Here is a 23814-nt window from a genome sequence, read left to right as displayed (position 1 = left end):
TTTACCGGAACATGCAGGTGCCGCTCCACGGACATTGAGCAAAAAGCGTGCAAATTCAATCGCGAAGCGGCTGGGCGAGGTGTTATCGAGCGAAAACGCCGTGGATTTGTACGCTGAATGCCGGAGCGCGTGATGACGGCTCTCATTCGATGCAAACTTCGCGTCGCGCGGCGGTGCTGGTGGCACCGTTACGGTGCGTCGCGCACGCGCGGATGGCGTCAGGTGAACGTTTAGTTCGATTCCGCCGGATCGGGCTTTCGCTTCGTCGCGCGAACTTCCGGCGCGAGCTGCGCGAAAATCCACGCGGTCGCTGCCGTGATGACGCCTACGCATAGAAACGTCGCGTGGAACGCGGGCAGCGTGTTGGTCTCCGTCACGCGCGGCAGGATGCCGGTGAACGTCGCGAGGATCGCGCCCGCGACGGTCACGCCCAGGCTCATCGACAACATCTGCACGAGCGAGAACAGGCTGTTGCCGCTGCTCGCGCCGCCGGTGCCGAGATCCTTGAGCGTGAGCGTGTTCATCGCGGTGAACTGCATGGAATTGACGCCGCCGAAGATCGCCAGTTGCACGAGCCGCAGCCACAACGGTTGGTGCGCGGTCGTCAGCGAGAAGCTCGCCATCATCAGGCCGACGAGCACGGTGTTGACCACCAGCACGCGCCGGTAGCCGCGCCGCTCGATCAGACGCGTGACGAGGCGTTTGCACAGCATGCCCGCGCCCGCGACCGGGAGCATCATCATGCCGGCCTGGAAGGCGGTGTAGCCCAGACTCACTTGCAGCAAGAGCGGGATGAGGTAAGGCATCGCGCCACTGCCGATGCGCGCGAACAGATTGCCGAGCAGCCCGACGCTGAACGTATGAATCTTGAACAGATCGAGCGAGAAGATCGGTTGCGGGGCGCGCGTCGCATGCAGGCCGTACGCAACGAAGCAGCCGAAACTCAGCACCAGCAACACGATCACGATCGCATGCTGAAGCCCGAGATCGGCGAGACCGTCGAGCGAGATCGTCAGCGACACCATGCCGATGGCAAGCAGCAGATAACCCGCGAGATCGAATGGCGCGGTGGCGGGATTGCGGCTATCCGGCATGTACATATTCGTCGCGATCACGCCGACGATGCCCACCGGCACGTTGATCAGAAAGATCCAGTGCCACGATGCAATCTGCACCAGCCAGCCGCCGAGCGTCGGTCCGATGAGCGGGCCGATCAGCCCCGGAATCGCGACGAAGGCAAGCGCCGACAGATAGCGCTCGGCGGGAAACACGCGCAGCACCGCGAGCCGGCCGACCGGCAACAGCATTGCGCCGCCGACGCCCTGCACCACGCGATACGACACCAGCGCAGTGAGCGATTGCGCGTTCGCGCACAGCAGCGAGCCGATCGTGAACACCATGATCGCGCTGAAGAACACGCGCTTGGTGCCGAGTTTGTCCGCGAGCCAGCCGGACACGGGGATCATCATCGCCATCGTGAGCGAGTAGGCGATCACGACGCCTTGCATGCGCAAGGGCGCTTCGCCGAGACTGCGCGCCATCGCGGGGAGCGCGGTGTTGACGATCGTCGAATCGAGCGTCTGCATGAAGAAGCCCGTCGCCACGATCCACAGCATGATCGAAAGCGACCGGTCGGAGGGAGTGGCGGCGCTGGCGTCGGACGTCATTTGCGGAGTTCGGCGACGAAGTCGTAGTAGTCGTTGCGGCAGTAGGTATCGGTCAGTTCGATCGCGCGCTGGTCCGCCGTATAGCCGACGCGTGTGATGAGCAGCAGCGCGTCGTGCGGCGCGATGCTCATTTGCTCGGCGATTTCATCGCTCGCATTGACCGCGCGGAAATGCTGCAGCGCGCGCACGATCGAGAGGCCGCGTGTGTCGAGATAGCTGTAGAGCGAATCGCCGATGGTTTGCGGATCGGGGATACAGGACGCGGGGAAGGTGGAGTTCTCGACGGCCATCACAATGTCATCGGCCAGACGAAGGCGCTTCAGACGCGTGACGGTCGCCGCGGGCGAGAGGCCGAGTTGGATGACTTCATCGCGATTGGCGGGTTCGATGGTGCGCGAAAGCCATTTCGAACTGGGCGTGAAGCCACGTCGGCGCAGCATCTCGCTGAAGCTCGACAGCCGCGAGAGCGGATCTTCATAGCGCGGCGTGATGAAACTGCCCGCGCCTTGCTCGCGGCGAATCAGCCCTTGTTCGACCAGCAGCGCGATGGCCTTGCGCGATGTGATCCGCGATACGCCGAGCGCATCGGACAGCACGCGTTCCGAAGGCAGCGCTTCGCCCGGATTCCAGCGATTGTCGTGGATGGCGTTGGCGAGCTTGCGGGCGAGCTGGAGGTAGAGCGGAGTGTCGCTGTCCGGGTCCGGGCGCAAGTCGCGCCAGCGGTCTTCCGAGGTCGAGTTCATTATGCGGACGCTGGTGGGCCAAGCGGGGATTTTAAGACAAACGGTGACGACAAAGGGCGGGGGCTTTCTTTATCTTCCTGAGGTTTGCGCGATTCAACGCGCTTATGCCCGCTTTCTGCTGTGTGAACCATGGTTTACATGGCGTGAACCATGGATTACTATCCCGATGTTGAATGTTCGTACCACCGAGGTTTTCGACGCGTGGTTTTCGTCGCTTCGAGACAGGATTGCCAAGCGCCGGATTCAGGCGCGGATCGACCGTCTCTCCGTTGGAAACCCGGGCGATATCAATTCGGCTGGCTCGCCGGTCGTCGAACTTCGTATCGATCACGGACCGGGGTATCGCGTGTATTACGTTAAACGTGGCGATGTTCTTGTGATCCTGCTGTGCGGCGGCGATAAGTCGACTCAGGCGCGAGACATCAAGGCCGCGCATGCGATGGTTCCTTATCTCGATTTGGAGTAACCGATGACAGCGACCAAGATCAAGACGCGACCGTGGGATTCGGTCGAACATCTGCACACCGAGGACGATATCGCCGAATACTTCGATGCGTGTTTGCAGGAGGGCGCGGACGATCCGGCGTTCATCGCGCATGCGTTGGGGGTGATTGCGCGCGCGCGGGGGATGGCGCAGGTGGCGCGGGATAGCGGGATCAGCCGGGAAGGGCTTTATAAGGCTTTATCGCGGGACGGGAATCCTAGTTTTGGGACGATTTTGAAGGTGGTTAGGGCGTTGGGGTTGAGGTTGCATGGGGGGAGGGTTTGAGGGGTTTTGTCGTGGAAGGGGCTGCTGTTGGTTGGGCTTTTATTGCAGTAGCCGCCTCCCCGGCGGGGGGGTAACTTTCTTTGCTGCTGCAAAGAAAGTCACCAAAGAAAGCAGCTTTTACCCCCAAGCACGCTGGCTGGAGAGGGTGGTCTGGATTAACGATACAGTGGCCGCAATAGGATGTTCAACGCATAGCGAGCAGCTTAGGCAACCTCGCGATTGCGCGCTCGAAAACTCAATCGCCAGTGGACCGCATTCATTCTTTCGGCCATGCGCTACGCGCGCCGAGAACGTAAGAACGGAACCCCGCAGCCTATAAGCGTCCAGCCACCTCATATCTCCCCGCAAGATTGCTATTCGGCCCAACCTTGGTTAGCGCTTCCGCGCAATGCGCGTTGACCGCGCGAGGTCAAAATCACAACCCGCACATCGGCAGGTGGTGTTAGCTGGTGTTTGAATTTTAGTTGGAGAACTAACGAACGTAGGGCCGAATAGCAAAAAAGCGGGGAGGTCTGAGGAGGCTGGGCACGGATATGCTGCGGGGTTCCGTTCTAAAGTTCTCGGCGCGCGTAGCGCATGGCCGAAGGAATGAATGCGGACCACTAAGCCAAGAATATTCGAGCACGAAATCGCAAGGTTGCCCATGCGCTTGACCAACCGAGGGACTTCCTAATGCGGCCACTGCATCAGTTAATCCAGACCAACACTTTCCAGCCAGCGTGCATGGGGTAAAAAGCTGCTTTCTTTGGTGACTTTCTTTGCAGCAGCAAAGAAAGTTACCCCCCCGCCGGGGAGGCGGCTACTGAATAAGAAGCCCCTTGCACGACAAACAACGCCTCAAGCCGTAGCGGGCCCACCCACCCCTCGCCCCGTCCGAACATAAAGCGCAACCGACAAACAAACCGCACCAGCAGCCGCGAGCGCAGCGAAAAGAAACACCGACCCATACCCAAACTCACCCGCGATAAACCCCGCAAGCGGCCCGGTCAACCCAAGCGACAAATCAAGAAACACCGAATAAGCCGACAACGCAGCCCCACGAGAGGCGGGAGGAACCAACGCCACAGCCTCCACCCCCAACGCCGGAAACACCAACGCAAACCCGAACCCCGTCAACGCCGCTCCCGCAAGCGCAAACGTAGGCTCCGCAGAAAGCCAAAGCATCAACAAGCCAGCGCATTCAAAGGAAAACGACACGATCGCCACCCGAAACCCGCCATACATCTTGATCGTATTGGCGAACAGCAGGCGCGCCCCGACAAACATCGTTCCGAACACGGTCAAGGACAAAGCCGCATTCGGCCAGTTATGCGCGGCATAGAACAGCGTGATGAACGTAGCGATCGACCCGAACCCCGCCGACCCGAGCGCCAACCCGAACCCATGCGGCAGCACCCGAAAGAACACACTGCGATACGACATCCGCTCGCCATGCACGACGGGCACACTCGCCATCCGCGTAGCGAGCCAGTACCCAAGCGCACCCAGCGCAATCACAATGACGCCAAGCGACGCAAACCCGAGCGAATGCTCGATCGCCACACCCAACGGCGCCCCGATCGCCAACGCTCCATAAGTCGCGATTCCGTTCCAGGAAATCACCTTCGCGTTATGCGACACCCCGACTCGCCCGATGCCCCACGTGATCGACCCCGTCCCGACCCAACTCTCGCCAAACCCGAGCACGAGCCGCGCGATCACCAGCAGCACGAGACTCACCGCATGCCACTGCGTCGCCAGTGCGGAAAAGAGCAGCAACACGCCGCTCACCGCGCACGCCGCCAGCCCGTACAAAACCGTCTTCTTGGGACCGAGCGTATCCGCCGTGCGCCCCGCAAGCGGACGCGACATCAAAGTCGCGAAATACTGCACGCTGATCGCCGCGCCCGCCATCACCGAGCCATAGCCCAGATCCGTATGCACGAAGCCCGGCAGCACCGCGAGCGGAATCCCGATGGTCAGATAGCAGAGGAAGGTATAAACGACGACCGACACGATCTTGAGCGTGACGGCGAGATCGCCTTGCGGCTGGACGGCTTTGCGAGGCTCGGAGGACATAGGGAAATTGCGGGGTTGTTTTCGGCGCGAAGGCGTGATTGTCCCATAGGAAGTGTCCGATCGTCGCGCTACTTTTGTAACCGGATGGGACAAATTGCCTGTTCGAACGGTCGTTTCTTCGTTCGCCGAGCCTTGCTGCTCAAGCGTTTCACGACATATCGGACGAAGAATATGTCGTTCATGCAATGTCACCTATGGGTTGTGGTTTTTGGCGGTGATAGCTTTCCAATCATCGAGGCGACAGGACTATTCCTAAAATCGCCCAGAAGGACAAAGCCACCGGCTGCGCACCCCGCGTAACCAGCACAAGAAGCATCGAACGCCCCCGAGACAGATTTCCATGAGCCAGCCGATCCGCTTTTATCACCGCAATGCCGTTCAGGAGGTGAGCAACGCCTCCACGACGCGCACGGTCCTGCAATATCTGCGCGAAGACGCGCGCTGCACCGGCACCAAGGAAGGATGCGCGGAAGGCGACTGCGGCGCGTGCACGGTCGTCATCGGCGAGCCGGACGGGGCGGGCGGCGTCGCGTTCAAGGCGGTCAATTCGTGCGTGCAATTCCTGCCGACGCTCGATGGCCGCGCACTGTTCACCGTCGAAGATCTGCGCCAGCCGGACGGCACGCTGCATCCCGTGCAACAGGCGCTGGTCGATTGCCACGGCTCGCAGTGCGGTTTCTGCACGCCGGGCTTCGCCATGTCGATGTTCTCGCTCTACGAACGCCATGGCCACGCGACGGTTTGCGAACATCCGTGCGAAAAGACCAAGCCCTCGCGCCAGGAAATCAGCGATGCGCTGACGGGCAACCTGTGCCGCTGCACCGGCTACCGCCCGATCATCGAAGCGGCCGAACGTATGTTCGATCACGCGCCGCTCGCGCCGCTCAACGTGCCGGCACTCGCGCGCACGCTCGACAGCATCAAGCGCGATGACACCTTCCACTACGAACACGCCGGCCGCCGTTTCGACGCCCCGCGCACCGCGGAAGCCCTCGCGCAAATCAAGGCCGACAAGCCGGGCGTGCGCATTCTCGCGGGCAGCACGGACGTCGGTCTCTGGGTGACCAAGCAACTGCGCGATCTGGGCGATATCGTCTACGTCGGGCAGATCGAGTCGTTCAAGCAGGTGGAAACCACGGACGACTGGATCGAGATCGGCGCGGGCGTGTCGGTGGATCGGGCCTATGATGAAATCGTGAAGGCGTATCCGGAACTCGAAGAAACGCGTCTGCGCTTCGCGTCGCTGCCGATCCGCAATGCGGGCACGCTCGGCGGCAACGTCGCGAACGGCTCGCCCATCGGCGATTCCATGCCGGGCCTGATCGCGCTGAATGCGCGCGTCGTGCTGCAAAGCGTGGATGGGCGGCGCGAGATGGCGCTCGAAGATTTGTACATCGCGTATCAGAAGAAGGACATGGCGGAGAACGAATTCGTCGCGTCGATCCGCGTGCCGACGCGCAAAGGCCCGCGCGCGAAGCTGCAATTTCGCGCGTACAAGCTGTCCAAGCGCTTCGACTCCGACATTTCCGCCGTGTACGCCGCGTTCTCGTTCATCGCGGATGGCGAGTCGATCCGCGAACCGCGTCTGGTCTACGGCGGCATGGCCGCGACGCCCAAGCGCGCGTCGCACGCCGAAGCCGTTCTGGCCGATGCTCACTGGCACGAAGCCACCGCGCAAGCCGCGATGCTCGCGCTCGGCAAGGATTACGCGCCGCTCACCGACATGCGCGCCAGCAGCGACTATCGCCTCGACACCGCGAAAAGCCTGCTGTATCGCTTCTGGCTGGAAACGCGTCCGCACGATCCGCTGTCGAAATCGAAGCTGGATGTCCGCGCCATCGAACTGGTCGAAGCGAAGTAAGGAGAGAAGAACATGAATCAGCAAGCCGAAGCCTTTCTCGCCGAAGCACAATCGCTCGCCAACGATGTCGAGGACTTCAAACAGGTCCACGTCTCGCGTCCGCATGAATCCGCGCATTTGCACGTGAGCGGGCGCGCGAGCTATACCGACGACATTCCGATCGTCGCGGGCACGCTGCACGCCGCGCTCGGGACCAGCCCGAAGGCGCACGCCAAGATCGTGTCGATGAACTTCGATGCCGTGCGCGCGACGCCCGGCGTGGTCGCCGTCTTCACCGCCGACGACATTCCCGGCGTGAACGATTGCGGTCCGATCATCCACGACGATCCGGTGCTGGCGCAGGGCATCGTGCAGTTCGTCGGCCAGCCGATGTTCATCGTCGTGGCCACTTCGCATGACACCGCGCGTCTGGCGGCGCGGCGCGCGACCATCGAGTTCGAAGATCTGGTGCCGGTCCTCACGCCCGAGGATGCGCGCAAGGCCGAATCCTACGTGCTCAATCCGCTCAAGCTCTCGCGCGGCGATGCCGAAGGCCGCATGTCGAAGGCCGCGCATCACGAACGCGGCGCGATGAAGCTCGGCGGTCAGGAACAGTTCTATCTCGAAGGCCAGATCGCCTATGCCGTGCCGAAGGACGACGACGGCATGCACGTGTATTGTTCGACGCAGCATCCGACCGAAATGCAGCATCTGGTCGCGCACGTGCTCGGCGTGCATTCGCATAACGTGCTGGTCGAATGCCGGCGCATGGGCGGCGGTTTCGGCGGCAAGGAATCGCAGTCGGGCATTTTCGCGTGCTGCGCGTCGCTGGCAGCGTGGAAGCTCTTGTGTCCGGTCAAGCTGCGCCCCGACCGCGACGACGACATGATGATCACCGGCAAGCGCCACGACTTCATCTATGACTTCGAAGTGGGCTTCGACGATCAGGGCGTGATCGATGGCGTATCCGTCGACATGACGTCGCGCTGCGGTTTCTCCGCCGATTTGTCCGGCCCGGTGATGACGCGCGCCGTCTGCCACTTCGACAACGCGTACTGGCTCGCGGACGTGAAGATCGAAGGCTATTGCGGCAAGACCAACACGCAATCGAACACGGCGTTCCGTGGCTTCGGCGGGCCGCAGGGCGCGTTCGCCATCGAATACATCATGGATAACGTGGCGCGTTCGGTCGGCCGCGATTCCATCGACGTGCGCCGCGCGAATCTTTACGGCAAGACGGAGAACAACAAGACGCCTTATGGCCAGACGGTCGAGGATAACGTCATCCACGAACTGATCGCGGAACTGGAAACGACGAGCGAATATCGTCGCCGTCGTGAGGCGATCAACGAATTCAACGCGAACAACGAGGTGTTGAAGAAAGGTCTTGCGTTGACGCCGGTCAAGTTCGGCATCGCGTTCAATGTGACGCACTTCAATCAGGCAGGCGCGCTGGTTCACATCTATACCGATGGTTCGATGCTCGTCAATCACGGCGGCACCGAAATGGGTCAGGGCTTGAACACGAAGGTCGCGCAGGTCGTCGCGCACGAACTCGGCGTGAATTTCGAGCGCGTGCGCGTGACCGCGACGGATACGAGCAAGGTCGCGAATACCTCGGCGACGGCGGCATCGACCGGAACCGATCTGAACGGCAAGGCCGCGCAGGATGCCGCGCGCCAGTTGCGCGAACGGCTCGCGAAGTTCGCGGCGGACAAGTTCGGTGGCGGCACGGTGACGGCGGAGCAGGTGAAGTTCGCGAACGATCGCGTGATCGTCGGCAACGATGCCATTCCGTTCGGCGAGATCGTGCAGAAGGCGTATCTCGCGCGCGTGCAGTTGTGGTCCGATGGCTTCTACGCGACGCCCAAGCTGTATTGGGATCAATCGACGATGCAGGGCCGCCCGTTCTTCTACTACTCGTATGGCGCGGCGGTGGCGGAAGTCGTCATCGATACCTTGACGGGCGAAATGCGCGTGCTGCGCGCGGATGCGTTGCATGACGTGGGCGCGTCGCTGAATCCGGCGCTCGACATCGGGCAGGTGGAAGGTGCGTTCGTGCAGGGCATGGGCTGGCTCACGACGGAAGAGCTTTGGTGGAATCAAAACGGCAAGTTGATGACGCACGCGCCGTCCACCTACAAGATTCCGACGACCAACGACATGCCCGCCGATTTCCGCGTGCAGTTGTTCAAGAACCGGAATGCGGAGGACAGTATTCATCGCTCGAAGGCGGTGGGCGAGCCGCCGTTGCTGCTGCCGTTCTCTGTGTTCTTCGCTATTCGGGATGCCGTGTCGGCGGTCGGCGATCACAAGGTGAATCCGCCGTTGAATGCGCCCGCGACGGCTGAAGAGATTCTCAAGGCGGTCAATGCCGTGAGGAGCGCACGGTCATGATGCACGTCGTGGTGTTCGGCGCGGGGCATGTGGGGCACGCGCTCATCAAGGTGCTGGGGACGCTGCCGTGCGTCGTGCAATGGGTCGATGCGCGTGATGAACTCTTTCCCGATGAAGTGCCCGCCAACGTGCAGATCGAGGCGACCGATTTGCCGGATGCCATCGTCGATGAAGCGCCGGCGGGCGCGTATTTCATCGTGATGACGCATGATCATTCGCTGGATTTTTCGCTGACTCAGCGGATTATGTTGCGGGAGGATTTTGCGTACTTCGGGTTGATCGGCTCCAAGACCAAGCGCGTGAAGTTCGAGCGCCGGTTGATGGAGCGCGGGGTTTCGGCGGATCGCTTGCCGGAGATTACTTGTCCGATTGGGGTTGAGGGCATCGTCGATAAAGCGCCGTGGTCGATTGCGATGGCGGTGGCGGCGCAACTGCTGCGCGTGCGGGAGATGAGTGCGCGGTTGAAGCGCGTGCGCGCGATGGTTTTTTGAAGGGTGGTTCGTTGTGGGGTGGGGTACGTGGCGCTGGTTTGTCGTGCAAAGGGCTGCTCTTGTTTGTGTCTTTATTTCATTAGCCGCCTCCCCGGCGGGGGGGTAACTTTCTTTGCTGCTGCAAAGAAAGTCACCAAAGAAAGCAGCTTTTTACCCCATGCTCGCTGGCTGGAGAGTGTTGGTCTGGATTAACTGATGCAGTGGCCGCAATAGGGCTTGCCACGCATAACGAGTCGCTTAGGCAACCTCGCGATTGCGCGCTCGAATTCTTTTGCCTTAGTGGATCGCGCTCATTCATTCGGCCATGCGCTGCGCGCGCCGAGAACGTAAGAACGGAATCCCGCAGCGTATCAGCGCCCAGCCACATCGCGCTTCCCCGTTAGATTGCTATTTGGCCCTACCTTGGTTAGTGCTCCGACTAAAAGGTGACTTGCGTGAGTGCGCGTGCTTTGCCCAGAAGCGCTCGCCAAGGTAGGGCCCAATGGGAGAGGTGCGATACGGTGTGATGTGACTGGGCATTCATACGCTGCGGGATTCCGTACTAAAGCTCTCGGCGCGCGAAGCGCATGGCCGAAGGAATGAATGCGGTCCACTAAGACCGAAGTATTCGAGCGCGAAATCGCCAGGTTGCCCACACGCTTAACGAACCGTGAGACATCCTAACGCGACCACTGTATCGTTAATTCAGACCACCCTTTCCAGCCAGCGTGCGGAGGGTTAAAAGCTGCTTTCTTTGGTAACTTTCTTTGCAGCAGCAAAGAAAGTTACCCCCCCGCCGGGGAGGCGGCTACTGCAATAAAAATCCCAAAAACCAGCAGCCCTTTCCACGAAAGAACAACAAAACCAACCACAATCTGTCAGCTTGAGCGCGCTGCTGTCCACAAATCACCCCGCCCCCTGCGCCGCCCGAAACCTCCCCGGCGCAACCCCATAAGCCTCCTTAAACCGCTTCGAAAACGCCGCCTCCGACTGATACCCAACCTCAGCCGCCACATCCGCGATACTTTTCTTCGTACGCGTGAGCATCGTACTGGCAAGCTGCATCCGCACATGACTCAAAAGCGCGAGCGGTGAGCTTTCCGAATGCGCCGAGAACGCACGCATGAACGTGGCCCGCGACATCGCCGCTTCCTTGGCGAGCATTTCGAGCGTCCACGGTTCGGCGGGCCGCTCCAGCATCGCGATCACCGATGCACCCAGCCGCCTGTTCGCCAGCAACCCGAGCACGCCCGCCACCGATGGCCGGTCGGCGAGCCACGCGCGCAGGATCATCGTGAACAACGCAGTCGATAACGCAGTCACGATGGATGGCGCGCCGATCTGCGCTTCCTCGGCTTCGCGCCGCATCGCCGCGACGAGCGCTTCGAGATACGGCGCGGTCTCGCCCGAAAACGACACATGCACGGTATCCGGCAACACATCGATCAGCAACGCGCGCGGGGCGTAATGAAAACGTCCGCACAAGAGATCAAGACCGGGCGGATGACCATCGGCGTTACTGCGCACGGTAACCGCGCCGTTCTCGCGCACGGACATGGCAGGCGGCTTCGGGTTTGGCTGCGTCGAATCGATATGCACCACGTGAGCATCGCCGCGCGGCAGGACGAAGATATCGCCCGCGTTCAGTTCGAGCGTCGGCTGTCCCTTGCGCACGATCGCGCAGGAACCGGACAGGACGATGTGATAGATGGCTTCGCCCACCGGCGCGGGCGCATGCGGCAGGTCGAGCGGACCGTTGAGCAGGCAGCGCAGATCGAGCGCGCCGGAAAGACCTGCAAGCTGGATCAGGCGGTCGAGGGCGTCCATGAGCGCGATGGCCGGTGTCGCTTCGTTGAAGGAAAACTACGGTGTTCGAACGATACTACCCGACGCACGCGCGCGGTCAACCCGTGACGGTATCGTCCAGCACCGGCGCATGAACGACCGACGAAGCCTTTCTCCCCGTCAGCGAATCCGAAACCTGCGCCATGAGTTCGCGCAGCCATACGACATCGGTCGGTTGATCGGGCTGCGGCAACGAAAGCGCATAACACTTGATGCGCGGAAACGGCACCGGCGCATCCAGTACGGCGAGCGGCAGCATCGCGGCGTAATGCAGCGCGAAACGGCGCGGCGCGGTGAAAATCAGGTCCGACTGCAACAACACCTGCGGCACGAGTCCAAAGTACGGAATCGTCGTCACGATACGGCGCTTCACGCCCGCGCGCGCCAACCCGACATCGATCGGATGCCGCCGTCCGCCGCTATAAGGCGTCGGCGCGAGATGCGCAGCGCGCGCGTAACGCTCAACGGTAAGCGGCTCGCGCGCCAGCGGATGGTTCGCGCGCATCAGGCAGACGAAAACATCGGAGAACAAATCCTGCCGCTCGAAGCGCGGCTCCGGCTTGGTCCAGTTCGCGACCATCAGATCGATCTCGCCTTCATCGAGCATGCGCTCGTGATCGCGCGTCGGATTCAGCGATTCGATCTCCAGCCGCGCGTTCGGCGCGGCATCGCGGAAAGCGGCGACCAGTGTCGGCATGAAGAAATCGTTCAGGTAATCGGGCGCGGCGATTCGGAACGTACGGCGGGAACTCGCGGCATCGAAATCGCCGTGCGGCGTGGCGACGAATTCCACCTCACGCAAGGCACGCTGCGCCGCGCCCAGCAGCGATTCGCCGAACTCGGTCGGCACCATGCCCTGCTTGCCGCGCACGAGAATGGGGTCGCCCAGAATCTCGCGCAGACGGCGCAGCGCGGTGCTGATCGCGGGCTGAGTCTGGTTCAGCCGTTGCGCGGTCTGCGTGACGCTGCGCTCCTGCAACAAGGTGCGCAGCACGCGAATGAGCCAGATATCGAGGGAATCGGCGGGGTCGTTCATATCATCTGCCCGGAAACGGAGCGACGCGCGGCGCTCGCACGGTTTTCTCCGATCGGCGCGCGGCCGGACGCCACGCGAGCCTTTTCTCACGCCATCGTCCGTCACCAAAATTTCACGCAGCCTGATGCGAGGTTAAACGCTTTGCGGTTTTTGACGCCATAGCACGCGCGCTATTCACGGCATAGGCGCGGGCGGCAATCGTTCTGTCAGGTGAAATCGGCGTCGCGCGGAGCCATCGGCAAATTGCTAATGCGCTTGACTTCGGCGGCATCCAGCCAGTTCGGCGAACGCGCGACGTACAGCACCATCGGCAAAGTGTCCTCGCCCCAGAAAATCTGATCGTTGACGACGAAGGTCGGCACGCCGAACACGCCCATCTCCACGGCGCGGTCGTTGTTGGCGATCAGCTTGCCGCGAATATCTTCTTCCTCGATGCGCGCCACCGCGTCCGGCATGCCGACGCGTTCGCACAGCGCACGGAACCCTTCCTCGGTGCCCGGATCGCGGCCTTCGCGCCAGATGAAGCGAAAGATATCGCGCACGATGGTGATCTCGGCATCGGCCAACACGGCCAGACGCAACGCCTTGACCGGATCGAACGGATGCGCGGGCGGCATCTTGAACGGTATGCCGAGTTGTTCGGCGCGGAACAGCGCGTGCCGGTACGTGAAGACGCGCTTGGACGGAATGGTTGCCGCGTGCGGCTGACCCCAGCGATCGAGCAGCTTCATGAGTTGCACCGGCACCAGTTCGAACGGCATGTCGGGCCATTTCTCGTGCTGTTCCAGCAGCAGATACGAGAACGGCGAGATGAAGTCGAAAAAGAAATACGGCTGACCGAGGCGGGCCGGATAGGGGTTCATGTTCGTTTCTCCCTTGCTTAGGGCCGCGCGGGCCTCATCGTGTACGCGTTCGTTGTTCGCCGAACTTTCGTTCGGGCGCGGGCTCGCATCGACATCGGCCGCTCGTTTGTTTGATCTTACGTGTTGCCGAATTTATGTGCTGCGTTCTTCTGCGTGCGGTTGTCGAGAAGGCTCCGGCGCGGGATCGGCGGGTGCGTCCGCATCCACGACGGGCGCGTGCGCCAGCCGTTCGCGCACGAAGCCGATATGCTCGCGCAGCACGTAGAACTGATCCGCGAACGCGAGCGGCATCTTCATGCGATTCACCGACGATTCGATCGCGTCGATGCGTTCCAGCAAGGCATCGCGCTGCGACGTATCCGGGCCGCTGATCGCTTCACGTTCGATTGCAATCAGCGCGCCATACCAACGATAGATGCGCGATTTCACCCGCCAGCGATACAGCCCCGGCACCAGCCGCAAGCCCGGAATCAACACCACGATCAGCGGCACCAGCACGACCAGCACGCGATCCGCGAGACTCGCGAGCCAGAACGGCAGCGTGCGGTACAGGAAACTCTTGCCCGACTTGTAATAACGCTCGGCGTTGTCGCTGATGCGGAATTCATGGACGAGCGGCGCGGGAAATTCGTTCGCGTGCTGAAGCAGGTTCGGACGGCTGTGCACTTCGCGCGCCGCTTCGATCAGCAGATCCGACAGCGCGGGATGCAGACTGTCGCGCGCGACAAGCTCGGCAGTCGGCGCGACCGTGTGAACCGGATGCGGCGGCAAGTTGCGCGCGAAGTCGAACGCGCCCATCGGAAAGGTGATGGTCGTGAGAAACGGAAAGCGGCGCGAGTAGGCATCGGCCTGAGCGAAATCGAGAAAGCGGATGCCCGATGTGCGCAACAGCTTCGCCATGGTCGGCGGCTGCGCGGAATCGCCGGTGAGGAACACGGCGTCGATCTTGCCGTCTTCGAGCGCCTGCGCGGCTTCGTTGCCTGCGAGCGGCAAAAGGTCCGTGTCGCCGCCCGGTTCTATCCCGTTCGCCTTCAGCAGTTGCAAGGCGAGCGCGCGCGTGCCGCTGCCTTCCGCGCCGATGGCGAGCCGCTCGCCCTTGAATTCCGACAGCCGCGTGACGAGCGCGCCGCGATAGAACACCGCGAGCGGTACATAAGCCACGCTGCCGAGGGATTCGAGATTCGGGAATTGATCCGGCGATGAACCGGGTTTCGTCATGCCGCCCTGCACGAAACCGACATCCACGTTCGCGTGCGGATCTTGCAGGCGCGTGAGGTTATCGAGCGAGCCTTGCGTTTCCAGCACGTTGAGCTTCACGCGATTGCGCGCGAGGATGGTCTTGTATTGCTGCGCGCTGTTCCAAAAGGTGCTGCCCTTGGGACCGGCGGCGATGGTCAGCGTATCCGGCGGCGCGGGCTGCACCAGCCGCACGGCGAGATAGAGCGCGGCCAGACAGATGAGCAGGATCGGGCCGAAGGTCAGCGCCAGATCGCGCCACGACACCGCGACGAAACGCGCCACGATTTTCTGCGAGCCGCGCCGGGTAGTGGGCCGCTCATGGCCGGGGCGCGGGTCCGGATCGCTTCCTGATGGCTGGGTCATCTCGGCTGTCGTCGTGAATTTCTGGGACCGTGAGCTTACCCGAACGCGGCCGCCGCTCGATGCGCTTCGATCCGGTCGATGGTACATGAGTTCAGCAGGCCGAATCACGCGTCGAGGACACCATCGGCGAGTGTGACAGAGGTATGTTGCAACGGTGCGGGTTGTTGCATGCAGGCATGGCGCGGGCCGTCATGTCGCTAAATGTTTTGCGCTTATGGCTTTGCTGGGCTACATTGACGTTCGCCGCCGCACGACGGACAAAGTCTGGAGACATCGCGCATCGCAGCCCGGCATTTGGGTTCGGGCGCATGCACAGCAGACCTTTCGCGCGGCAGGACGATTAAAAAATCATCGATGAGCCGTCGGGCCAAGCGCCCGAATCAAGACGGCCGAAGTTTGTTCTTCCTCAAGCCTCTCGCAGTGCCGCATTGCAGCAGCAGACCGCCATCGCCGGTCTGTGAGCCTCCATGACCCGAAGCCCGGGCATGTGCTCGCGCGCTGCCGGGCGCTGGCACTTCGCCTCCGTTCGGCCGCCGCGAGCATGCGGTCAGTTTTGAAGTGCAAAAGCGAGCGAAGTAGCGAAGTGCGAAGTCAACAAACGCAACAAAAGGAGAAATCATGAAAGCAGTCGATCTGTTGAAAGCGCTGGGCGTGGTGCTCAGCATCGCGGTGGCATCGAGCGCGTTTGCTCAGTCGAGCGATACCGCCGCCACCGATTCCGGCGCGATGACCAAGTCGGCGAAATCGTCGAACAAGAAGGAAGACCGCAAGCTCGGCTACTCGGTACGCCGTGCCCTGTCGAAGGCGCAAGGCTTCGATGTCTCCAACGTGTTCGTGCGCGCACGCGGCGGCGCGGTGACGCTGACCGGCACGGTGCCGGAAGGCGGCCAGATCCAGCAGGCCGGCGAGATCGCGAAGGGCGTCGCGGGCGTGACGTCGGTATCGAACAAGATCACGCTGGGCACGCAGGGCGGCGGCGGGAACTGATCCCGGCTGCGGCTCGCGCCTGACGAACGGCGGGCGTCGATGCCGCGCCGCCGGTTCGTTGCGGCCGGTGCGCTCGACTAAACAGGCTTCGGCGTCAATGCCGAAGCCTGTTTTCGTTTGTGCTGCGCGTGACGCGCGGCGCGCTTACGCCCAAGGAGAACTAAGGACTGCCCTGAGCGACAGCCAAACGTAAAAGCGCAATACTGGCGACGGCCGTTCACGCGTCGCGTGCCCCGGACGTGCGTGCAACGGTGAAACCCGAAGCATTCATGGCGGAGACACGATGAAAATAAACACGCGCACCGAACTCTTCCCACGCGGCGCCTGCGCCGTTCTCCTGACGATGTTGCTCGCAGCCTGCCACGGCGACGATCACAACGGCCCGCCGAACAACGCGCTGCCGAACTTCGTCTCCGGTTCGGTCAAAACGCAAACCTACGACGGCAACACCGACGATCTGCTCACCGCAGGTCTCGGCAAGTCCGGTCTCGCCTCGGCGACCGCGCCTTCGTTTGGCAACCCGCTCGCGCCCACGGCGGCGGAACTGCGCAGGCTCGCGATCTACCAGAACTACCGCGCGCTCGTCGATATGTCGGCGAATGGCGGCTACGGGCGCTTCTGGGGGCCGAATATCGACGTGAACGGCAACGACACGCTCGGCGAAGGAAAAATCGCGGGCAAGGAATATCTCGCTTTCGCCGATGACGGCAGCGGCACGCAGAACGTCAGCCTGCTCGTGCAGATTCCCGCGAGCTTCAACGCGGATCAACCGTGCATCGTCACGGCGACGTCATCGGGATCGCGCGGCGTGTATGGCGCGATTTCGGCGGCGGGCGAATGGGCGCTCAAACGCGGATGCGCCGTCGCCTACACCGACAAGGGCAGCGGCAACGGCGCGCACGAACTCGCGACCAACACCGTCACGCTGATCGACGGCACGCTGGCGAACGCGGACAGCGCGGGCAAGTCGGCCATCTTCAAGGCGAACGTGAGTGCATCGACGCTGGCGGCCTTCAACGCGAGCTTTCCGAACCGTTACGCCTACAAGCACGCGCATTCGCAACAGAACCCGGAGAAGGACTGGGGCAAGAACACCTTGCAGGCGGTGCAATTCGCGTACTGGGCGCTCAACGATACCTACGGCGCGCTGAACGGCTCGACGCGCACGGTCAAGTACGAGCGAGGCAGCATCATGACGATCGCGGCATCGGTGAGCAATGGCGGCGGGGCGTCGCTGGCGGCAGCGGAGCAGGATACCGATGGCTGGATCACGGCGGTCGTCGTCGGCGAGCCGCAGATCAACATCAACTTGCCCGCGCAGGTCGCGGTGCGGCAGGGCGGCGCGGCGGTCGGCTCGTTCGGACGGCCGCTCGCGGATTACATGACGCAGGCGAATCTGCTGCAACCGTGCGCGGCGCTCGCTCCGGCGGCGGCGGGCGCGCCGTATCTCACCGCGTTGCCGCTCGCGACGACGACAGCCATTCGCACGGCGCGTTGTGCATCGCTGGCGGCGAATGGGGTGATTTCAGGCAGCAATACGCTGACGCAGGCCGCTAACGCGCTGGCATTGCTGCATCAATGGGGCTATGAAACGGACTCCGATGCACTTCAGGCCCCGATGTGGGATTCGCAAGCCGTGCCCGCAGTCGCCGTGACTTACGCCGATGCCTACATGAAAGCCAACGTCACCGATAACCTGTGCAACTTCAGCTTCGGCACGACGAGCGCGGCGGGTGCGGCAGGCGTGACGCCCGCTGCATCGGTGATGCTCACGATTTTCGGCAACGGCAATGGCGTGCCGCCGACCAACGGCATCAACCTCGTGAACAACGCGGGCACGAACGGCGCGGCGGATCATCGGCTGGCGACGGCGGATGCGAGTTACGCGGGCGCGGCGTGTTTGCGTGCGCTCTGGGCGAACGGCGATCCGACCATGGCCGCAAGCGTCGGCGCGATCCGCGTCAACGCCAATCTGCACGGCAAGCCCGCGATCATCGTGCAGGGCCGTTCGGATGCGCTCGTGCCGATCAACCATGCGTCACGCCCGTATCTCGGCGCGAATCAGGTGGCGGAAGGCGGCAGGAGCCAGCTTTCGCTGTACGAGATCCTGAACGGTCAGCACTTCGATGCTTTCCTGAGCGTGGCGGGCTTCGATACGCGGTTCATCCCCGTGCATTACTACAACTTGCAGGCGCTGAACCTGATGTGGAATCACCTGAAGAACAACGCGCCGCTGCCGCCTTCGCAAGTGGTGCGGACGGTCGCGCGTGGCGGCACGCCGGGCGCCGCGCCCGCGTTGACGACGGCGAATCTGCCGGCCATCGCGCAGAATCCGGGCGGCAATGCGATCTCGGTGGATGGCGGCGTGGTGAACGTGCCGAACTGAGCGTGGGTGTTTAACGCGCCGCCGGTTGCTCCGACGCGGAAGTCGCCACGGCTTGCGCTTCGCGCTTCGTCTGCGCTTCGGCGTCCGATGCCTGAATCGCGGTCGCGGCGGAAGGCGTTTGCACGACGATCGGCGTCGGCGTCAGTTCGGGCGATGCCACGACGATCGACGGCGCAAGCGCGTGGCTTTTGATGTCATCGGATGCAACCGGCGCGCTGCGTGGAACGGTATCGAGGTAATGGCCCATCAGGCCGAAGAAGCGGTCGTAGAACTTGCCTGCGGGCACGGTTTCGCTGGAGATCTTGACCATCGCGTCGCTGTTCGAGCGGATCGGCAGCGACAGCGAACCGAGCACGCTCAGGCCGACGCTCGCCGAGGTATCGCTTTTCTTGAGCGCGTAGCCGTCCTGCACGGCGTTCACATACGCGATGCTCGTGTTCGTCGTGTTCTCGCCCGGCGTGCAGACGACGTGGAACGAGACCACGACATGCGTTTCGGCGGACGGCTGGAAGTTTTTCGTCGCGTCGATGGTGTCGGTTTGCGCCATCGTCGTGAGGAAGCCTTGGGAGAGCAGCGCGCGGCGGGCGGCTTCGCAGGTTTCCTTCACGGTGGCGTCGAAGTTGTGGGCGAACGGGCTCGGTCCCGTGCTGAACAACTCTTGCTGATAGCTGGGCGTATTGGCGGTTCGGCCACCGCACGCGGCGAGCGCGAACAGGGCGAGTGAAGCCAAGGCGAAACGGAACGACGGCATGGACATGTGCGGCAACTTGATCGAAATTTGTGTCAGTCAGACACGAATTGTAGTGCCGTCGGGGTGGGCGGTGAAAAATCAAAAATTTAAAAACATCGAAAAATCCGTGGCTTACAGTTTGAAGCCGCCAATTTCGGTGATGTAAAGACGAAAAACCCGGCGCGCGGGCCGGGTCTTTCGAGCGTGATGACACCCGCGCTTACGGACGATTGAAGTCGACCGGGTTCGCGTCGGCTGCCGGACGCACGATGCGGCTCAGAAACGTCGAACGATGCGCCTGACCCGATGCCGAAGCGCCATCGCTCACGCCGCCGTACGACGACACCGCCGCGCCTTGTTGCGCATTCACGCGTGCTTCGGCCGCCTGAATATTGGCGGGGTACGTGGTTTGATCGCTGGAAGGGTTGTAGCCCGCGCGTTCGAGTTGCACGAGTTGCGCCTTCACTTCGGCGCGGGTGACGGGGCCGTTGTCGGCCGCTTGCGCCAATGCAGGCACGGAAAGGGTGGAAGCGATGACAAGCGCGGGAACGAGAGACTTGAACATGATGAAACCTCCTGGACTGTTGATTGAGGCGTCGCTGGTGGTGAGTTGTTTCGCCATCGCTTCGTCGTTGAAATGCAGTCTAGGCTTCCCGGTACTTAGTAGAAACCCTGATGCTGCCAAATCACTCTTCCTGGATCGACATTAATCGCGATGCTTCGGTGGGCGAAGCATCGGTTTTTATCAAGATTAACGACGAGGTGACGCATGAAAGGAAACGTACTGATCTCGGGCGCGGGCGTGACGGGTCTTGCGCTCGCTTACTGGCTGGATCGCGCGGGCTTCGGCGTGACGCTGATTGAGCGTTCGCCTGAGTTTCGTCGCGGCGGGCAGGCCGTGGATATTCGCGGCGTCGCGCTCGATGTCGTGAAGGCAATGGGCCTGCTCGACGACGCTCGCAATCTCCGCACGCGCCTCAAAGGCATGTCCATGCTCGATGCCGATGGCCGCGAGATCGACCGCACGGAGGAACGCACATACAGCGCGGGGCGTCTGGACAGCGACGACATCGAAATCTTTCGCGACGATCTGTGCGAACTGCTGATGCGCGCATCGAGCGAGCGCGTCGAATTCATCTACGACGACAGCGTGCGCACCATCGACGATACGGGCGATGCGGTCACCGTCGAACTCGCGGGCGGCGCGCGCCGGACCTGCGATCTGCTGATCGGCGCGGACGGCGTGTATTCGAACATCCGCAAACTGCATTTCGACGATGAAGCCGCGTTCGTCTTTCCGCTCGGCGTGGTGCTCGCGTTGTTCTCGACGCCCAATCTCATCGACCTCGGCGACTGGCAGATGGGCTATCGCGTGGCGAACGTCGGCTATGTGATCTACCCGAGTCTCGACAAGCGCGAATTGCGGATCGGCGTGGGCTTCGAGGCTTCCGAAACACCCGTCGCGCGCAGCGATGTGGACGCGCAGAAGCGCCTCGTCGCCGAACACTGCGCGAATCTGAAGGGCGATTTCCCCAAGTTCATCGAGGCGATGTGGACGACCGACCAGTTCTATTTCAACGAACTCGCGCAGATTCGCATGCCGTCGTGGTCGAAGGGTCGCGTCGTGCTGGCGGGCGATGCGGCGTATTGCGCGTCGCCGTTTTCGGGGCAGGGCACGAGTCTCGGGTTGGTCGGCGCGTTCGTGCTGGCGCATGAACTCGCGCACGAACCGCGCGATCTCGCGCGCGCATTCGGGGCGTATGACGATCGCATGCGGCCGTATGTGGTGCGTAATCAGGCGCTGGTCGATCTCGAACGCGAAGGCCCGATGCCCGACGCGCTCATGGATGAAGCGAAGAACGGCATCGAACTGAAGGACATGCTGGACGCGAGCGCGCGAACCTGAGCCGTTCGCGCGCGTCACTTCAAACTACAACTGGATGAACGCGAGCAGATCGGCGTTGATCATTTCCGCGTCGGTCGTCAGCATGCCGTGCGGCAAGCCGGGATACGTCTTCAGCGTGCCGTTCTTCAGCAACTTGATGGATTTGAGCGCGGCATCGCCGATCGGCACGATCTGGTCGTCCTCCCCGTGCAGCACGAGCGTCGGCACGGAGATCGACTTGAGGTCTTCGCTCTGGTCCGTTTCCGAGAATGCCTTGATGCCGTCGTAATGCGCCTTCGCGCTGCCTTCCATGCCCTGACGCCACCAGTTGCGGATCACGCCCTGCTGCACCTTCGCGCCTTCGCGATTGAAGCCGTAGAACGGGCCGGTGGGGACATCGAGGAAAAATTGCGCGCGATTGGCCGCGAGCGCCTGACGAAAGCCATCGAACACGTCGATGGGCAAACCTTCGGGATTCGCTTCGGTCTTGAGCATCAAGGGCGGCACGGCGCTCACGAGCACCGCTTTCGCGACGCGGCCCGCCGGTTCGCCGTGCTTCGCCACATAGCGGGCGACTTCGCCGCCGCCGGTCGAATGGCCGATATGCACTGCGTTCTTCAGGTCGAGCGCCTCGACGACCGCGAAGGCATCGGCGGCGTAATGGTCCATGTCGTGGCCGTCGGAGACTTGCGTCGAACGTCCGTGACCGCGCCGGTCGTGCGCGACCACGCGAAAGCCTTTCTGGACGAAGAACAGCATCTGCGCATCCCAATCGTCGGCGGAGAGCGGCCAGCCATGGTGAAACATGATCGGCTGCGCGTCTTTCGGTCCCCAGTCCTTATAGAAAATTTCGACGTGATCCTTGGTCGTGACGAACGGCATGGTGATCCTCACTGGATTCGAAGGTTGAGAGCGTGAAGCCGGACCGTTCGGCCCGGCTGCCGGGGTTCTTGCGGGTGAAGCAGTATGGTTCTGGCGATGCAGGCAGGAGCGACGTGAGCGAGCCATCGATGAGGCTGAGTCATGTTTTCGTCGCCCGGTAGAAAGATACACGGTGTCGTTTTATCTTGCTGCGAAGTGGATCGGATGGTTTGTGGGCGAGCCTATCAAATCGCTTCGCGTGGGTGCGAACGCTGCCTTGCGCCACGTGTTTCCAACGCCAGCAATGGCAGATCGGCTATTGTCGACCCTTGCAGACCGTAGGCCTACGTCTAACGCGGTTCTGTACTGAAATCTAGCTAAATATATGAAGAGAAAGCTATACTTAGCTATAGATTTGTATATAAGGGTACATCTTGGATCCAGTCAGAAATCCCTTTGCGCCGGGTGCAGGCAGTAAGCCGCCTGAACTCGCTGGCCGCGAGGCAATCATCGAGGACGCTCGCATCGCAATTGAGCGCGCATTGCTGTGCAAGCCCAGTCGCTCACAAATGTTCCTTGGATTGCGCGGCGTAGGCAAAACCGTACTGCTCAATGCGGTCGAAGCGCTTGCGATGGAGCGTGGGCACGTGACTTCAATGATCGAGGCCCCCGAGAACAAGTCCTTGGGCGAGCAATTGTTGCCCCGCATGCATCAAGCGCTCCGAAAGCTGTCTGCGACAGCCAATGCCAAGGCAAAAGCATATGACGCAATGCGAGCCCTCCGGTCTTTTGCTTCCACATTCAAACTTGAATACGGCGATCTTTCTATCGCAGTGGATGCCGAAGAAGGGGTAGCAGACAGCGGAGATCTTGAAAACGATCTTCCTGAATTGTTCGTGCGGATCGGCGAGGCTGCCAAGGCTGGAGGCAAAGCCTGGACGCTGCTAATCGACGAAGTTCAATACCTCGGCGAACGAGACTTGGCGGCTTTGATCGTAGCGTTGCATAAGGTCAACCAAAAAGGCTTGCCTGTGGTGTTTTTCGGTGCCGGCTTGCCTCAAGTCGCTGCTTTGTCAGGAGAGGCGAAATCGTACGCCGAGAGATTGTTCCACTACCCGGAAGTGGGGGCGCTGCCAGAGGAAGACGCGAAAGCAGCGATCCGTCAGCCGGTGACTGATGAAGGCGCGTTCGTGGATGACGCGGCCTTGAGCGAGATCTTTGCGAAAACCAAGGGGTACCCTTACTTTCTTCAGGAGTGGGGCCATCAATGTTGGAATCTTGCAGCGGGCGACACGATATCCGTCATAGATGCGCAGCTAGCCGAGACGACAACGCTCAAGCGTCTGGACGAGGGTTTTTTCAAGGTGCGCTTTGATCGGCTCACGCCTAAAGAGCGTGAGTACGTCATCGCGATGGCGAAACTGGGCAATGGCCCCTACCGCTCCTCTGATGTTGCCGACGCACTTAACGAGACTCTACAGAGCCTCGGTCCCCGCCGTGCCCAGATCATCAGCAAAGGTATGATCTACAGCCCATCGCATGGAGACATAGCCTTTACTGTGCCGATGTTCAACGACTACCTGATTCGCAATTTCACGCGGCTGGCTTAGGCATCTCGGGAAGGTCTTGGGCGGGCGCGATCTGGCCTGCCTCCGCGTTCTCCCGAATCACGACA

19 protein-coding genes are annotated in these 23814 nt (G+C 61.9%); 9 read left to right on the top strand and 10 right to left on the bottom strand.

Going from position 1 to position 23814, the window contains the following annotated elements; translation table 11 throughout:
• Window positions 1–230: 230 nt before the first annotated feature.
• Complete coding sequence (gene mdtD / locus ACZCWR_RS15270) at window positions 231–1667, bottom strand: multidrug transporter subunit MdtD (protein WP_487301561.1); 1437 nt, start codon at window positions 1665–1667, stop codon at window positions 231–233.
• A complete protein-coding gene (locus tag ACZCWR_RS15265; RefSeq protein ID WP_487301560.1) occupies window positions 1664–2410 on the bottom strand; it encodes a GntR family transcriptional regulator in 747 nt (248 codons plus the stop codon). Before ACZCWR_RS15265 ends, mdtD begins: the two co-directional genes overlap by 4 nt.
• Before the next feature lie 166 nt (window positions 2411–2576).
• Between ACZCWR_RS15265 and ACZCWR_RS15260 the strand changes: the two genes are divergently transcribed.
• Window positions 2577–2876, top strand: coding sequence for a type II toxin-antitoxin system RelE/ParE family toxin (locus ACZCWR_RS15260; protein ID WP_487303343.1), 300 nt, complete (start codon window positions 2577–2579; stop codon window positions 2874–2876).
• A gap of 3 nt (window positions 2877–2879) precedes the next feature.
• Window positions 2880–3179 carry an addiction module antidote protein gene (locus tag ACZCWR_RS15255; RefSeq protein ID WP_487301559.1) on the top strand — a complete coding sequence of 100 codons (300 nt, stop codon included), beginning with the start codon at window positions 2880–2882 and terminating at the stop codon, window positions 3177–3179.
• 837 nt (window positions 3180–4016) lie between these two features.
• Here ACZCWR_RS15255 and ACZCWR_RS15250 read toward each other — a convergent pair.
• Entirely contained in the window at window positions 4017–5237 is a 1221-nt protein-coding gene (locus tag ACZCWR_RS15250) for an MFS transporter (RefSeq protein WP_487301558.1), read from the bottom strand.
• A gap of 340 nt (window positions 5238–5577) precedes the next feature.
• Here ACZCWR_RS15250 and xdhA point away from each other — a divergent pair, with 340 nt between their 5' ends.
• The 3 genes from xdhA to xdhC are packed head-to-tail and all read left to right on the top strand — an operon-like array spanning window position 5578 to window position 9965.
• Window positions 5578–7098, top strand: a complete 1521-nt coding sequence (xdhA, locus tag ACZCWR_RS15245; RefSeq protein WP_487301557.1) for a xanthine dehydrogenase small subunit — start codon at window positions 5578–5580, stop codon at window positions 7096–7098.
• Window positions 7099–7110: 12 nt separating this feature from the next.
• Complete coding sequence (gene xdhB / locus ACZCWR_RS15240; RefSeq protein WP_487301556.1) at window positions 7111–9474, top strand: xanthine dehydrogenase molybdopterin binding subunit; 2364 nt, start codon at window positions 7111–7113, stop codon at window positions 9472–9474.
• Complete coding sequence (gene xdhC, locus ACZCWR_RS15235; RefSeq protein WP_487301555.1) at window positions 9471–9965, top strand: xanthine dehydrogenase accessory protein XdhC; 495 nt, start codon at window positions 9471–9473, stop codon at window positions 9963–9965. The genes xdhB and xdhC overlap by 4 nt, the downstream gene beginning before the upstream one ends.
• An 885-nt stretch (window positions 9966–10850) precedes the next feature.
• Here xdhC and ACZCWR_RS15230 read toward each other — a convergent pair.
• The 4 genes from ACZCWR_RS15230 to ACZCWR_RS15215 all read right to left on the bottom strand — a co-directional run bounded on the left by ACZCWR_RS15230 (window position 10851) and on the right by ACZCWR_RS15215 (window position 15290).
• The gene (locus tag ACZCWR_RS15230; protein ID WP_487301554.1) at window positions 10851–11771 is read right to left on the bottom strand and encodes an AraC family transcriptional regulator; all 921 of its coding nucleotides are present in this window, start codon (window positions 11769–11771) and stop codon (window positions 10851–10853) included.
• 76 nt (window positions 11772–11847) lie between these two features.
• Complete coding sequence (locus ACZCWR_RS15225; RefSeq protein WP_487301553.1) at window positions 11848–12825, bottom strand: LysR family transcriptional regulator; 978 nt, start codon at window positions 12823–12825, stop codon at window positions 11848–11850.
• A 206-nt stretch (window positions 12826–13031) separates the two neighbouring features.
• On the bottom strand, window positions 13032–13688 hold the full coding sequence (locus tag ACZCWR_RS15220) for a 2-hydroxychromene-2-carboxylate isomerase (RefSeq protein WP_487301552.1): 657 nt from the start codon (window positions 13686–13688) through the stop codon (window positions 13032–13034).
• Window positions 13689–13820: 132 nt separating this feature from the next.
• A complete protein-coding gene (locus ACZCWR_RS15215; protein ID WP_487301551.1) occupies window positions 13821–15290 on the bottom strand; it encodes a TAXI family TRAP transporter solute-binding subunit in 1470 nt (489 codons plus the stop codon).
• A gap of 618 nt (window positions 15291–15908) precedes the next feature.
• On the opposite strand from ACZCWR_RS15215, the gene ACZCWR_RS15210 reads away from it, so the two are divergent.
• Both ACZCWR_RS15210 and ACZCWR_RS15205 read left to right on the top strand, forming a co-directional pair.
• Window positions 15909–16277 (top strand): BON domain-containing protein, encoded by a 369-nt coding sequence (locus tag ACZCWR_RS15210; protein ID WP_487301550.1) that lies wholly within the window; start codon window positions 15909–15911, stop codon window positions 16275–16277.
• 343 nt (window positions 16278–16620) lie between these two features.
• Window positions 16621–18663: a D-(-)-3-hydroxybutyrate oligomer hydrolase gene (locus ACZCWR_RS15205; protein ID WP_487303342.1), complete on the top strand. Its 2043-nt coding sequence runs from the start codon at window positions 16621–16623 to the stop codon at window positions 18661–18663.
• Window positions 18664–18673: 10 nt separating this feature from the next.
• Here ACZCWR_RS15205 and ACZCWR_RS15200 read toward each other — a convergent pair whose 3' ends face one another.
• Together ACZCWR_RS15200 and ACZCWR_RS15195 are read right to left on the bottom strand one after the other, a co-directional pair.
• A complete protein-coding gene (locus tag ACZCWR_RS15200; RefSeq protein WP_487301549.1) occupies window positions 18674–19420 on the bottom strand; it encodes a DUF2242 domain-containing protein in 747 nt (248 codons plus the stop codon).
• A 193-nt stretch (window positions 19421–19613) separates the two neighbouring features.
• Window positions 19614–19958: a DUF4148 domain-containing protein gene (locus ACZCWR_RS15195; RefSeq protein WP_487301548.1), complete on the bottom strand. Its 345-nt coding sequence runs from the start codon at window positions 19956–19958 to the stop codon at window positions 19614–19616.
• Between the two features lie 204 nt (window positions 19959–20162).
• Between ACZCWR_RS15195 and ACZCWR_RS15190 the strand changes: the two genes are divergently transcribed.
• Window positions 20163–21299 carry an FAD-dependent monooxygenase gene (locus ACZCWR_RS15190; protein WP_487301547.1) on the top strand — a complete coding sequence of 379 codons (1137 nt, stop codon included), beginning with the start codon at window positions 20163–20165 and terminating at the stop codon, window positions 21297–21299.
• Between the two features lie 24 nt (window positions 21300–21323).
• Here the strand turns inward: ACZCWR_RS15190 and ACZCWR_RS15185 are convergent, their stop codons facing one another.
• Window positions 21324–22160: an alpha/beta fold hydrolase gene (locus ACZCWR_RS15185; RefSeq protein ID WP_487301546.1), complete on the bottom strand. Its 837-nt coding sequence runs from the start codon at window positions 22158–22160 to the stop codon at window positions 21324–21326.
• A 413-nt stretch (window positions 22161–22573) separates the two neighbouring features.
• Between ACZCWR_RS15185 and ACZCWR_RS15180 the strand changes: the two genes are divergently transcribed.
• Entirely contained in the window at window positions 22574–23749 is a 1176-nt protein-coding gene (locus ACZCWR_RS15180) for an ATP-binding protein (protein ID WP_487301545.1), read from the top strand.
• Window positions 23750–23814: the final 65 nt, after the last annotated feature.

The sequence above is a fragment of the Caballeronia sp. A2-2 genome, from assembly GCF_057612605.2.
The sequence above is the reverse complement of the archived record's forward strand: the minus strand, read 5'-3'. Positions and strand labels throughout refer to the sequence as shown.

Excerpts from the sequence above, each read along its gene's own strand:
- xdhC (WP_487301555.1), top strand. The coding sequence starts at position 9,471 with ATGATGCACGTCGTGGTGTTCGGCGCGGGGCATGTGGGGCACGCGCTC.
- ACZCWR_RS15220 (WP_487301552.1), bottom strand. The coding sequence starts at position 13,688 with ATGAACCCCTATCCGGCCCGCCTCGGTCAGCCGTATTTCTTTTTCGAC.
- ACZCWR_RS15265 (WP_487301560.1), bottom strand. The coding sequence starts at position 2,410 with ATGAACTCGACCTCGGAAGACCGCTGGCGCGACTTGCGCCCGGACCCG.
- ACZCWR_RS15205 (WP_487303342.1), top strand. The coding sequence starts at position 16,621 with ATGTTGCTCGCAGCCTGCCACGGCGACGATCACAACGGCCCGCCGAAC.
- ACZCWR_RS15210 (WP_487301550.1), top strand. The coding sequence starts at position 15,909 with ATGAAAGCAGTCGATCTGTTGAAAGCGCTGGGCGTGGTGCTCAGCATC.
- ACZCWR_RS15190 (WP_487301547.1), top strand. The coding sequence starts at position 20,163 with ATGAAAGGAAACGTACTGATCTCGGGCGCGGGCGTGACGGGTCTTGCG.
- xdhA (WP_487301557.1), top strand. The coding sequence starts at position 5,578 with ATGAGCCAGCCGATCCGCTTTTATCACCGCAATGCCGTTCAGGAGGTG.
- ACZCWR_RS15230 (WP_487301554.1), bottom strand. The coding sequence starts at position 11,771 with ATGGACGCCCTCGACCGCCTGATCCAGCTTGCAGGTCTTTCCGGCGCG.
- ACZCWR_RS15225 (WP_487301553.1), bottom strand. The coding sequence starts at position 12,825 with ATGAACGACCCCGCCGATTCCCTCGATATCTGGCTCATTCGCGTGCTG.
- ACZCWR_RS15255 (WP_487301559.1), top strand. The coding sequence starts at position 2,880 with ATGACAGCGACCAAGATCAAGACGCGACCGTGGGATTCGGTCGAACAT.
- xdhB (WP_487301556.1), top strand. The coding sequence starts at position 7,111 with ATGAATCAGCAAGCCGAAGCCTTTCTCGCCGAAGCACAATCGCTCGCC.
- ACZCWR_RS15215 (WP_487301551.1), bottom strand. The coding sequence starts at position 15,290 with ATGACCCAGCCATCAGGAAGCGATCCGGACCCGCGCCCCGGCCATGAG.
- ACZCWR_RS15260 (WP_487303343.1), top strand. The coding sequence starts at position 2,577 with ATGTTGAATGTTCGTACCACCGAGGTTTTCGACGCGTGGTTTTCGTCG.
- ACZCWR_RS15200 (WP_487301549.1), bottom strand. The coding sequence starts at position 19,420 with ATGTCCATGCCGTCGTTCCGTTTCGCCTTGGCTTCACTCGCCCTGTTC.
- ACZCWR_RS15195 (WP_487301548.1), bottom strand. The coding sequence starts at position 19,958 with ATGTTCAAGTCTCTCGTTCCCGCGCTTGTCATCGCTTCCACCCTTTCC.
- ACZCWR_RS15185 (WP_487301546.1), bottom strand. The coding sequence starts at position 22,160 with ATGCCGTTCGTCACGACCAAGGATCACGTCGAAATTTTCTATAAGGAC.
- mdtD (WP_487301561.1), bottom strand. The coding sequence starts at position 1,667 with ATGACGTCCGACGCCAGCGCCGCCACTCCCTCCGACCGGTCGCTTTCG.
- ACZCWR_RS15250 (WP_487301558.1), bottom strand. The coding sequence starts at position 5,237 with ATGTCCTCCGAGCCTCGCAAAGCCGTCCAGCCGCAAGGCGATCTCGCC.